Genomic DNA, 13100 nt, shown 5'->3' on the forward strand with positions numbered 1-13100 from the left:
ATGATGAGTTCGACCGGGGAACCCGACCTGCGGCACAGCCTTTCGGGGTTGCCCGCGCCCGAGGCGCGTGAGCAGATCACCCGGCTGGTCAGCGAGCTCGCCACGGCCGTGCTGCGCCGTCCCGCGGGTGAGCCGTTCCCGCCCGGCGGCACGTTCTTCGAGACCGGCTTCGACTCGCTGACCGCGGTCGAGCTGCACAGCCGCCTGACCGCGGCGACCGGGCTCGCGCTGCCGGTGACGCTGGCGTTCGACTACCCGACACCGGCCGCGCTCGCCCAGCACGTGTACGGCGAGTTGTTCGGCCTGGACCCGGCGCCGGTGGTGGCGGCGGACGAAACCGGGTACGACGACGAGCCGATCGCCATCGTGGGCATGGCCTGCCGGTTCCCGGGCGGCGTGGCGTCGCCCGAGGCGCTGTGGACGCTGGTCGCCGACGGGGGCGACGCGATCGGGGAGTTCCCCACCGACCGCGGGTGGGACCTGGACGCGTTGTGGTCGCCCGACCCGGACAACCCAGGCACCAGCTACGCCCGGCACGGCGGCTTCCTGTACGACGCGGCCGAGTTCGACGCCGACTTCTTCGGCATCAACCCGCGCGAGGCCCTGGCGATGGATGCCCAGCAGCGGCTCGTGCTCGAGACGTCGTGGGAGGCGCTGGAGCGCGCGAGCGTGGTGCCCGAAACGCTGCGGGGACAGCGCGTCGGCGTCTACGTCGGCGCGGAGGCCCAGGAGTACGGGCCGCGGCTGCAGGACGCCACCGACGGGCTCGAGGGCTACCTCGTCACGGGTAACGCGGCGAGCGTCGCGTCGGGCCGGGTCTCGTACGCGCTGGGGCTGCAGGGCCCGGCGTTGACCATCGACACAGCCTGTTCGTCGTCGCTGGTCGCGCTCCACCTGGCCGCGCAGGCGCTGCGCCGGGGCGAGTGCACGATGGCGCTCGCGGGCGGTGTGGCGGTGATGGCCAGCCCGGCGTCGTTCGTGGCCTTCTCGCGGCAACGCGGACTCGCCCCCGACGGCCGGTGCAAGCCCTTCGCGGCCGCCGCCGACGGCACGGCCTGGGCCGAAGGCGTGGGCATGCTGGTGGTCGAGCGGCTCTCCGATGCGCAAGCGGCCGGCCGGCGCATCCTGGCCGTCGTTCGCGGATCGGCGGTCAACCAGGACGGGGCCTCCAACGGACTGACCGCCCCGAACGGGCCGTCGCAGCAGCGGGTGATCCGGCAGGCGCTGGCCAACGCGGGGCTCACCACCTCCGATGTCGACGCAGTCGAGGCGCACGGCACCGGGACCACCCTGGGTGACCCCATCGAGGCTCAGGCGCTGCTCGCCACGTATGGGCGCGACCGCGAGCAGCCACTGTGGCTGGGCTCGCTCAAGTCGAACATCGGTCACGCGCAGGCCGCCGCCGGAGTGGGCGGCGTCATCAAGATGGTTCAGGCACTGCAGAACGGCGTCCTGCCCGGGACACTCCACGTGGACGAGCCCACGCCCCACGTCGACTGGTCGGCGGGCGCCGTCGAACTCCTGACCTCGCCCCGCCCGTGGCCCGCGGTCGACCGCCCCCGCCGGGCCGCCGTCTCGTCCTTCGGCATGAGCGGCACCAACGCCCACCTGATCCTCGAGGCCCCGCCCGAGGCCGCCCCCACCCCCACCGGTGCCGGCGGCACGGTGGTTCTTCCGCTTTCCGGCCGTACGCCGGAAGCGGTCGCCGGGCAGGCCGCGAGGCTCCTGGAGCGCCTCGACGGTGCGCCGGTCGACCTGGGCTTCTCGTTGGCCACGACCCGCACTCATTTCGCCCATCGGGCCGCCGCCACCGGCAGCGACCGCGATCAGCTGGTGCGGGGCCTGTCCGCGCTCGCCGCCGGAAAGGCCTCGGCCGCCGTCGTCACCGGCGTCGCCGTTCCCGGCCGGACCGCGTTCCTCTTCACCGGACAGGGCTCGCAGCGCATCGCGATGGGGCGCGAGCTGCGCGCCACCGAGCCCGTCTTCGCGGCCGCCTTCGACGAGGCCGCGTGGTATCTGGACCGGCAGCTGCCTCGGCCGCTCGCCTCGGTCCTGGACGACGAGGAGGCAATCAACCAGACCGAATACGCCCAACCAGCCGTCTTCGCGATCGAGGTGGCTCTGTTCGCGCTGCTGCGTCACTGGGGGGTCATGCCCGACGTGCTGGTCGGGCACTCGATCGGTGAGATCGCGGCCGCCCACGTCGCCGGGGTGCTGTCGATCGGGGACGCCGCGGCGCTCGTCGCCACCCGGGGCCGACTCATGCAGGAACTGCCGGCAGGGGGCGCCATGCTGGCGGTGCAGGCCTCCGAAGCCGAGGTGCGGGCGGCGTTCCCCGACATCGACGTCGCGGCGGTCAACGGGCCGGCGGCGGTCGTGGTCTCGGGTCCCTCCCCGGAGGTGGCGCGGGTCGCCGAGCACGGTTGGAAGACGACCCGGCTGCGGACCAGCCACGCCTTCCATTCGCGGCTGATGGAGCCGATGCTCGGCGAGTTCCGGCGGCTGCTGCGCTTCCTCACCTTCCGCGAACCCAAGCTGCCGATCATCTCGACGGTCACCGGCCGCCCGGTCGAGCCCGGACAGTGGACCGACCCCCAGTACTGGCTCGACCAGATCCGTCAGCCGGTCCGTTTCGCCGACGCGCTGATCGCCGCCGACGGCGTCACCGCCTATCTGGAGCTCGGCCCCGACGCCGTCCTGACCGCAATGGCCCGCCAGGCCGCACCGGACGCGCTCTGCGTGCCCATGATGCGCCGCGACCACGACGAGACTCCGACCGCGTTCGCCGCCCTGGCCACCCTCCACGTGCGCGGAGTCGCCGTCGACTGGGCGGCCGTGTTCGGCCCGGCCCGCGTCGTCGACCTGCCCACCTACCCGTTCCAGCGGCAGCGTTTCTGGCTTTCGAGCGCACCGTCGCGGGCCGGAGTCACCGACGCCGCGTTCTGGGCCGCCGTCGACCACGGCGATCTGCCCGCCCTCGCCGGCGAGCTGGGCGTCGACGCCTCGGCCGTCGAGGGCCTGCTTCCCGCCCTGGCCACCTGGCGCTCCCGGAGCCGGGAGCGCCAGGTGGTCGACGGCCGGCGGTACCGGATCACCTGGGAGCCTCGCGAGATCCCCGGCACGACGACCGTGCCCTGGCAGGTGCTCGGCGAGGACATCCACGGCCTCGGCTCCGACCCGAGCGGGGACGCGGACATTATCGTCGCGTCGCCCCGGTCGCCGGCTGAGGCGCTCCGGTTGGTGCAGCAGCTGGTTGCCGGCGGACGTACGGCGAAGTTGTGGTTGGTCACCCGGGGCGCGGTGGCGACCGGGCGCGCGGACGACGCGGTCGACGTCGATCAGGCTTCGTTGTGGGGCTTCGGCCGGGTCATCGGCCTCGAGCACCCGGAGATCTGGGGTGGCCTGCTCGACCTTCCGGCGACTCTGGACGCGCGGGCGCTCTCGCGCGTCCAGGCTGTGCTTTCGGGTGCGCTGGGTGACGAGGACCAGGTCGCCGTCCGCGCCGGTGGCGCCCTGGTGCGCCGGCTCGTCGCAGCGCCGGCGGCGTCCGGGCGGGTGTGGCAGCCGCGAGGCACGGTGCTCATCACCGGCGGCACCGGTGGTCTGGGCACCGAGGTGGCCCGGTGGGCGGCCGAGAACGGCGCCGAGCGGCTGATCCTGGTGTCGCGCCGCGGGACCGGCGGACTCGCGGCGCCGATCGCCGAGACGTACGCGTGCGATCTGGCCGACCGGGACGCGGTGGCCGCCCTGCTGGCCGAGATCGGGCCCATCGACGCGGTCGTGCACGCGGCCGGGGTCGGGGAGGACGCGACCCTCGAGGAGGCCGACGAGGAACACCTCCGGCGAGTCCTGGCGGGCAAGGTGGACGGGGCCCGGCATCTCGACGAGCTGGTCGGTGACGTGGACGCGTTCGTCGTGTTCTCGTCCATCTCGGGTGTGTGGGGCGGCCGGGGGCAGGCCGCCTACGGGGCGGCCAACGCAGCCCTCGACGCGTTGATCGAGAAGCGCCGCGCGGCCGGGAAGACCGGCACGGCGATCGCCTGGGGGCCCTGGGCACAGGTCGGCATGTCGGCCGATCAGGGTGAGAACGAGCTGCTGCGCCGCCAGGGCCTCATCCCGATGGCCACCGCGGCCGCCGTCACCGCGCTGGCCGGGGCGGTCGGCGGGGGCGACCGCACGGTCACCGTGGCCGACGTTCGCTGGAACGACTTCGTGCCGCTGTTCGCGGCGGCCCGGCCCCGCCCTCTCGTCGCTGATCTGGCCGAGCCGGCCGCCGCCACCGGCACCGTGTTCGCCGGCTTCGGTCAGCGTCTACTCGAGCTGGCCCCGGCCGACCAGGCCCGGCTCGTCACCGACGAGGTGCGCACGCAGGTCGCGAGCGTTCTCGGCCACGACGCGCCGGCCGCGATCGAGGCGGCCCGCGCCTTCCGGGAACTCGGCTTCGACTCGCTGACCGCCGTCGAGCTGCGCAACCAGCTGCAGGCCGCGACCGGCCTGGCCCTGCCGGCCACGCTCGCCTTCGATCACCCCAGCGTGGAACGGCTCGCCGCCTTCCTGCACGAGCAGCTCGCCGGAACGCTGCCCGCGGCCTCGGCCACGCCGATCACGGTCACCACCGACGATCCGATCGTCATCGTCGGCATGGGCGTCCGCTTCCCGGGCGGTGCCGACACCCCCGAGGCGCTGTGGGAGCTCGTGGCTTCGGGCCGCGAGGCGATGGGCGGGTTCCCCACCGACCGCGGCTGGGACCTCGACGGGCTCTACCACCCGGACCCGGACCACGCCGGCACCTCGTACGCCCGGGAGGGCGGCTTCCTCTACGACGCGGCCGACTTCGACGCCGAGCTGTTCGGCATCTCGCCCCGTGAGGCCCTGGCCATGGATCCGCAGCAGCGGCTGCTGCTCGAGACGTCGTGGGAGGCGCTCGAACGCGGCGGCCTCGACCCGCTGGCCCTGCGGGGCACCGCGATCGGCGTTTTCGCCGGGTCGAACGGGCAGGACTACGCCAGCCGGCGGGACGACATCCCCGCCGACCTGGAGGGCTACCTCGGCACCGGCACGGCCGGCGCCGTTGTCTCCGGTCGCGTCTCCTACACGTTCGGGCTGGAGGGGCCGGCCGTCACCGTCGACACCGCCTGCTCGTCGTCGCTGGTCGCCCTGCACCTGGCCGTGCAGGCGCTGCGCACCGGCGAATGCGAGATGGCCCTGGTCGGCGGCGTGACGGTCATGTCCACCCCGGACGCCTTCCTCGACTTCAGCCGCCAGCGCGGTCTGGCCGCCGACGGACGGGTCAAGTCGTTCGCCGCCGCGGCCGACGGCACCGCCTGGGGTGAGGGCGCGGGCATGCTGCTCGTCGAGCGCCTGTCCACCGCCCGCGCCGCCGGACGCCCGGTGTTGGCCGTCGTCGCGGGCACCGCGGTCAACCAGGACGGCGCCTCGAACGGGCTCACCGCGCCCAACGGTCCCTCCCAGCAGCGGGTCATCCGGGCCGCGCTGGCCTCGGCCGGGCTGTCGCCGCGGGACGTCGACGTCGTCGAGGCGCACGGCACCGGCACCGCTCTCGGTGACCCCATCGAGGCGCAGGCGCTGCTCGCCACCTACGGCCAGGAGCGGGAGACGCCGCTGCTCCTCGGCTCGGTCAAGTCGAACATCGGGCACACCCAGGCGGCCGCGGGCGTGGCCGGCATCGTCAAGATGGTGCTCGCCCTGCGACACGAGACCCTGCCGGCAACACTGAACGTGGACGAGCCGTCGCCGCACGTCGACTGGTCGGCCGGAAGCGTGGAGCTGCTGACCGGCGCCCGGCCGTGGGCGGCGGGGCAGCGGGTGCGCCGGGCCGGCGTCTCCTCGTTCGGGGTCAGCGGCACCAACGCCCACGTGATCCTCGCGGAGCCGCCGCCGTTCGACGCGCCCCCGCCCGCCCGGGCCCTTCCGGTGGTGCCCGTGCTCGTGTCGGGGCACACCGAGGAGGGGCTGCGCGCCCAGGCCGCGCGCCTGCGGGAGGTGGCGGCGCCGGATTTGATGGCCGTCGGTCTCGCTTCGACCCGTCGCGGGTCGCTGCCGCATCGGGCCGTGGTGCTCGCCGGTGACCTGGACGCCGGGCTGGCAACCGTCGAGTCCGGAACCGGCGGCATCACCGGTGTCGCCGTGCCAGGTCGGCTCGGGTTCCTGTTCACCGGGCAGGGTGCGCAGCGGGCCGGGATGGGCTGGGGCCTGTACGAGACGTTCCCGGTGTTCGCCGACGCGTTCGACCGGGTTGCCCTGCACGTCGACCAGCACCTCGACCGGCCGCTCGCGTCGGTGCTGGCCGACGAGGAGGCGATTCACCTCACCGGGTACGCCCAGCCGGCGATCTTCGCGGTTGAGGTGGCTCTGCACGCGTTGCTGTCGAGCTGGGGTGTGACGGCGGATGTGCTGGTCGGGCACTCGATCGGTGAGATCGCGGCGGCGCACGTGTCCGGGGTGTTCTCGCTGGCTGACGCGGCGATGCTGGTGACCGCGCGGGGCCGTCTGATGCAGGCGTTGCCGGCCGGTGGGGCGATGCTGGCGGTCCAGGCGTCCGAGAGCGACGTGCGCGCGGCGTTCCCGGACATCGACATCGCGGCGGTCAACGGGCCGGCGGCAGTGGTGGTGTCCGGACCGTTGTCCGAGGTCGAGCGGGTTGCCGGCCATGGCTGGAAAACGACCCGGCTGCGGACCAGTCATGCGTTTCATTCGCGGTTGATGGAGCCGATGCTGGCCGAGTTCCGGTCGGTGGTGCGGACGCTGACGTTCGTGGGTTCGGGGCGGTGGGCTGATCCGGAGTACTGGGTGCAGCATGTCCGGGGCACGGTCCGGTTCGCCGACGCCATCGCCGAGGTGGGTGACGACGTCCGGTTCGTGGAGCTGGGCCCGGACGGTGTGCTGTCGGCGATGGTGCCGGGTTCGGTGCCGATGCTGCGCCGCGAGCGCGACGAAGTGACGACCGCTCTGACCGCGCTGGCGACGCTGCACGTCCACGGCGTACCGGTCGACTGGTCCTCGCTCTTCCCCGTGACGACCCCGGCCGAGCTGCCCACCTACGCGTTCCAGCGGCGGCGGTACTGGCTGGAGAGCCGGCCCGCCCAGCCGGCCGCGGCCGACGACTCCTTCTGGACGACCGTCGAGCGCGGCGACCTGGCCGGACTGTCCGCGCAACTGGGCCTTGAGGCCACCGCCCTGACCGACGTGTTGCCCGCGCTCGCCTCGTGGCGCTCCCGCGGTCGCGAGCGGTCGCTGGTCGACGGGTGGCGCTACCGCGTCACGTGGCAGCCGTGTGAAGCTCCGGCCGCGACGGCGGCTCGCTGGGAGGTGCTCGGCGACGACCTCCACGGGCTTGGGTCAACAGCCGGAGCTGAGGTCGTCGTCGCCTCGCCGCGGTCGGTGGCCGAGGCCCTGTCGGTGGTGCGGGAGCACGTGCTCAGCGGTCGCGCGACGAAGCTGTGGCTGGTCACCCGGGGCGCGGTCGCGACCGGGCGGGCGGACGCCGCGGTCGACGTCGACCAGGCGGCGCTGTGGGGCTTCGGACGGGTCGTCGGCCTCGAGCACCCGGAGATCTGGGGCGGTCTGCTCGACCTGCCGCCGACGCTCGACGCGCGAGCCCTGTCCCGGGTCGAGGCCGTGCTGTCGGGCGCGCTCGGCGACGAGGACCAGATCGCTGTCCGGGGCGGCGGTCTCCTTGTCCGTCGTCTTGCCCCCGCCCCGGCGGCGTCGGGCCGGGAGTGGCGTCCGCGCGGCACGGTGCTGATCGCCGGTGGCACCGGTGGTCTGGGCGCGGAGGTGGCGCGGTGGGCCGCGGCCAACGGCGCGGACCGGCTGATCCTGGTGTCTCGAGGGGGCGTCGCTCCGGCGGGGGTGCCCGGTGAGGCGTACGCGTGCGATCTGACCGATCGTGAGGCGGTGGCTGAGCTGCTCGCCCGGGTCGGTCCGGTCGATGCTGTGGTGCATGCGGCCGGTGTTGCTGAGGATGTGGTGCTGGCTGAGGCGGACGAGGCTCATCTGCGGCGGGTGCTGGCGGCCAAGGTGGACGGGGCCCGGCACCTCGACGAGTTGGTCGGTGAGGTGGAGGCGTTCGTCGTCTTCTCGTCGATCGCCGGCGTCTGGGGCAGCGGCGGCCAAGCCGCCTACGCCGCGTCCAATGCTGCCCTCGACGCGCTGATCGAACACCGCCGGGCCGCCGGGAAACCCGGCACCGCCGTCGCCTGGGGCCCGTGGGCCCGCGTGGGGATGGCCGCCGACGCCGAGGTCGCCACCCAGCTGCGCCGACGCGGCCTCGTTCCGATGGAGCCGGGCCCGGCCCTCACCGCGCTCGCCACGGCGGTCGGCGGCGACGACGGCATCGTGACCGTGGCCGACGTCCGCTGGCCGGAGTTCCTGCCCACCTTCACCGTGGCCCGCGCCCGCCCGCTCTTCGACGATCTGCCCGGCGCCGGAACGCCCGCCGTGACCGGCACCGTGTTCTCCACCTTCGGCCAGCGGCTCGCGGGACTGCCCGCCGCGGACCGCGACCGGCTGGTGGCCGACCTCGTGCGCACCCACGTCGCCACCGTGCTCGGGCACGCCACCGCCGACGCGATCACCCCCGGCCGCGCCTTCAAGGATCTCGGCTTCGACTCGCTGACCGCCGTCGAACTGCGCAACCGCCTGCAGGCCGCCACCGGCGTGACCCTGCCCGCGACCCTCGCGTTCGACCACCCCAGCCTCGAACGCCTCGCCGCCCACCTTCTCGACGAGCTCGCCGGCACCGTCGGCGCCGCCACCGGCCCGGTCGTGACGACCCGCGCCGCCGACGACGACCCGATCGTCATCGTCGGCATGGGTCTCCGCTTCCCCGGCGGCGCCGACACCCCCGAGGCGTTGTGGGATCTGGTCGCCTCGGGGCGCGACGCCATCGGCGGCTTCCCCACCGACCGCGGCTGGGACCTCGACGCCCTCTACGACGCCGACCCTGATCGCCCCGGCACGTCGTACACGCGGGAGGGCGGCTTCCTCTACGACGCGGCCGACTTCGACGCCGAGCTGTTCGGCATCTCGCCGCGCGAGGCCCTGGCCATGGACCCGCAGCAGCGGCTGCTGCTCGAGACGTCGTGGGAGGCGTTCGAACGGGCCGGGATCGACCCACTGAGCCTACGCGGCCAAGCCGTCGGCGTGTTCGCCGGCACCAACAGCCTGGACTACGCGAGCCGGGCCGGTGGGCTGCCCGACGGGCTCGAGGGGCACCTGCTGACCGGCACAGCGGCTAGCGTCGTCTCGGGCCGGCTGTCCTACATGTTCGGTCTCGAAGGACCCGCTGTCACCATCGACACCGCGTGCTCGTCGTCGTTGGTGGCGCTGCACCTAGCCGTGCAGGCGCTGCGGAGCGACGACTGTGCGATGGCCCTGGTGGGCGGCGTCGCGGTCATGTCCGGGCCGGAGACGTTCGTGCAGTTCTCCCGGCAGCGCGGGCTCGCCGCCGACGGGCGCTGCAAGCCGTTCGCCGCCGCCGCCGACGGCACCGGGTGGGCCGAGGGCGCCGGCATGCTGCTGGTCGAGCGGCTGTCGTCGGCGCGGGCGGCCGGTCGTCCCGTGCTCGCCGTCGTGGCCGGCACCGCGGTCAACCAGGACGGCGCGTCCAACGGGCTCACCGCCCCCAACGGCCCCGCGCAGCAACGGGTCATCCGGGCCGCGCTGGCCGCCGCGGGGCTCTCGCCGCACGACATCGACGTGGTCGAGGCGCACGGCACGGGCACGACGCTGGGCGACCCCATCGAGGCGCAGGCGCTACTGGCGACCTACGGCCAGGACCGCGACGAGCCGCTGCGGCTGGGCTCGATCAAGTCGAACATCGGGCACGCGCAGGCCGCCGCGGGCGTCGCCGGGATCGTCAAGATGGTGCAGGCGCTGCGCCACGGCGTGCTGCCGCGGACGCTGCACGTGGACGAGCCGTCGCCGCACGTCGACTGGTCGGCCGGCCGGATCGAGCTGCTCACCTCGCCACAGCCGTGGCCGGCGGGGGAGCGGGTGCGCCGGGCCGGCATTTCGTCGTTCGGGATGAGCGGCACCAACGCCCACGTGATCCTGCAGGAGCCGCCCGCTGACGAACTCGCGACGACGGAGTCGTCCCTGCCGGTCGTGCCCATTGCGGTGTCTGGCCAGGACGAGGCCGCTCTCGAGGCCCAGACAGACCTCTTCCGTACGGTCGACAACGCCGGTTCGGCGGCGGCGGTGGGCGCAGGCGCGGCGCGCCGGGCCGCCCTGCCGCACCGCCGCGTCCTGCTCGGCGATCGTGAGGTATCCGGGGTCGCGTCGACCGGCCGGGTCGGCTTCTTGTTCACCGGTCAGGGTGCGCAGCGGGCCGGGATGGGCCGGGGCCTGTACGAGACGTTCCCGGTGTTCGCTGATGCCTTCGATCAGGTGGCAGTGCATGTCGATCAGCACCTGGACCGGCCGTTGGCCGAGGTGCTGGCCGATGAGGAAGCGATTCACCTCACCGGGTACGCCCAGCCGGCGATCTTCGCTGTAGAGGTCGCCCTGCACGCGTTACTCGGGTCGTGGGGCGTCACGGCGGACGTGCTGGTCGGGCATTCGATCGGTGAGATCGCAGCCGCTCACCTGGCGGGGGTGCTGTCGCTCGGGGATGCCGTGACCCTGGTGACCGCGCGAGGCCGTCTGATGCAGGCGTTGCCCGATGATGGCGCGATGCTGGCGGTTCAAGCATCCGAGAGCGAGGTCCGCGCGGCGTTCCCCGACATTGACATCGCGGCGGTCAACGGGCCGTCGGCGGTGGTCGTTTCGGGCCTGTCGGCCGAGGTGGACCGGGTTGCCGGGCACGGGTGGAAGACGACCCGGCTGCGGACGAGCCATGCGTTCCATTCGCGGTTGATGGAGCCGATGCTGGCCGAGTTCCGGTCGGTGGTACGGACACTGACGTTCGCGGGTTCGGGTCGATGGGCCGATCCGGAGTACTGGGTCGAGCATGTCCGGGGCACGGTCCGGTTCGCCGAGGCGGTTGCCGAGCTGGGTGACGGGGTTCGGTTCGTCGAGCTCGGACCGGACGGTGTGTTGTCGGCGATGGTGCCGGACGCAGTGCCGATGCTGCGCCGCGAGCGCGACGAGGCGACGACTGCTCTGACCGCGCTGGCGACCCTGTGGGTGAACGGCGTCGCCGTGGACTGGACAGCCCTGTTCGCCGGGGTCGCTCGGGCCGAGCTGCCCACCTATGCCTTCCAACGCCGGCGGTTCTGGCCCGACGAGACCCCGGCTGTCGTCACGGCCGGGCAGACCGGGCCGGACGACGGCTTCTGGGCCACTGTCGAGCGCGGCGACCTGACCGCCCTCGCCGACCAGCTGCGCCTCCCCGCCGGATCGCTCGAGCAGCTCGTTCCCGCCCTCGCCGCGTGGCGGGCGCGGGGCCGGGCCCGCTCCGAGGTGGACGGCTGGCGCTACCGCGTCACGTGGGAGCCGGCGACGCTGCCGGCGAGTGGTGATGTGCTGGTCAGCGGGTGGGCGCTCGCCGGGCCAGACGTGCACGGGCTGACCGAGGTGCTCGGCGCGCCGGTGGTGGAGGCCGACCTTGTTCTGGCCTCGCCCGGCTCGCTCGCCGAGGCGCTGCTGCTCACGCAGGAATTGGCCGCGGCCGACCGGTCGGTCAAGCTGTGGTTCGTGACGCGGGGGGCGGTCGCCACCGGCCCGGCCGACGGTGAGGTCGACATCGACCAGGCCGCGCTCTGGGGATTCGGCCGGGCCGTGGGCCTGGAGCACCCCGAGATCTGGGGCGGGCTGCTCGACCTACCGGCAACGGTGGACGCGCGGGCCGGGTCGCGGATCCGGGCAGTGCTCGGGGGTGCGCTCGGCGCCGAGGATCAGATCGCCGTCCGGGCCAACGGCCTTCTCGTACGCCGCCTGGCCGAGGCCCCCGCGGCCGGCGCCCCGGACTGGCAGCCGCGCGGCACTGTCCTCGTCGCAGGCGGCACGGGCGGGCTCGGCGCGCAGGTGGCCCGGTGGGCGGCCGCGCACGGAGCGGCCCGGCTGATCCTGGTGTCGCGGCGCGGTGCCGAGGCCCCCGGCGCGACGGAACTGCTCGCCGAGATCCCGGGCGCCGAGGCGTACGCGTGCGATCTGGCCGACCTCTCCTCGGCCCGAACGCTGTTCGACCAGGTCGGTCCGGTCGACGCGGTCGTGCACGCGGCCGGGGTCGGCGAGGATGTCGCGCTGCTCGACGCCGACGAGGCCCACCTGCGCCGGGTCGTCGACGGCAAGGTGAAATCGGCCCGGAACCTCGACGAGCTCGCCGGGGAGGTCGACGCGTTCGTGGTCTTCTCGTCGATCTCCGGCGTCTGGGGCAGCGCGCAACAGGCCGCCTATGGCGCGGCCAACGCGGCCCTGGACGCGCTGATCGCCCGGCGGCGGGCCGGTGGGCGGCCCGGCACGGCCGTGGCCTGGGGCCCGTGGGCCGAGGTAGGCATGGCCGCCGACGGCCTGGTCGCCGACCAGCTGCGACGGCGTGGCCTCACCCCGATGCGGCCGGAACGCGCCCTGACCGCGCTGGCGGCAGCCGTCGGCGCCGGGGACGAGCAGGTCGTCGTCGCCGACGTGCGATGGCCCGACTTCCTGGCCCTCTTCACCGCCGTACGGGAAAGGCCGCTCCTCAACCGGCTGGCGTCCGCACCGATCGAGGCCGGCCAGGCCGACGCCGGGCCGGCCGACCGGCTGGCGGCGCTGTCGGCGGCCGAACGCCACCGGTCCGTCCTGGATCTCGTGCGGGCCGACGTGGCCGCCGCGCTCGGACACGCCGCGGCCGAGGCGATCGCACCCGGCCGGGCTTTCCAGGATCTCGGATTCGATTCGCTGACCGCGGTCGAGCTGCGCAACCGCCTGCAGACCGCGACCGGGCTGGCCCTGCCGGCCACGCTGGTCTTCGACTATCCGAACGCGGACCGGCTGGCGGCGTTCCTGCTCGGCCGCCTCACCCCTGAGACCGTCGTGTCGGACGAGACCGTCGGCCGGGCGATCGCCCCCGCCGACGATCCGATCGTCATCGTGGGCATGGGTCTGCGGCTGCCGGGCGGGGTCGAAACACCTGAACAGTTCTGGGATCTCGTCGC

Annotated in this window: 1 protein-coding gene (cut by a window edge); it reads left to right on the top strand. The window is 74.1% G+C overall.

The genetic code is table 11. The annotated features are described in order from the left end of the window. Nucleotides 1-13100, top strand: partial view of a type I polyketide synthase gene (locus LXN57_RS48095; protein WP_285904733.1) — the beginning only. The gene runs 26245 nt beyond the window's last position; only the first 13100 of its 39345 coding nucleotides appear in the window; it begins with the start codon at nucleotides 1-3; its stop codon lies off the right edge, out of view.

This window comes from Paractinoplanes hotanensis, from assembly GCF_023717965.1.
Taxonomy (GTDB): Bacteria; Actinomycetota; Actinomycetes; order Mycobacteriales; family Micromonosporaceae; genus Actinoplanes; species Actinoplanes polyasparticus.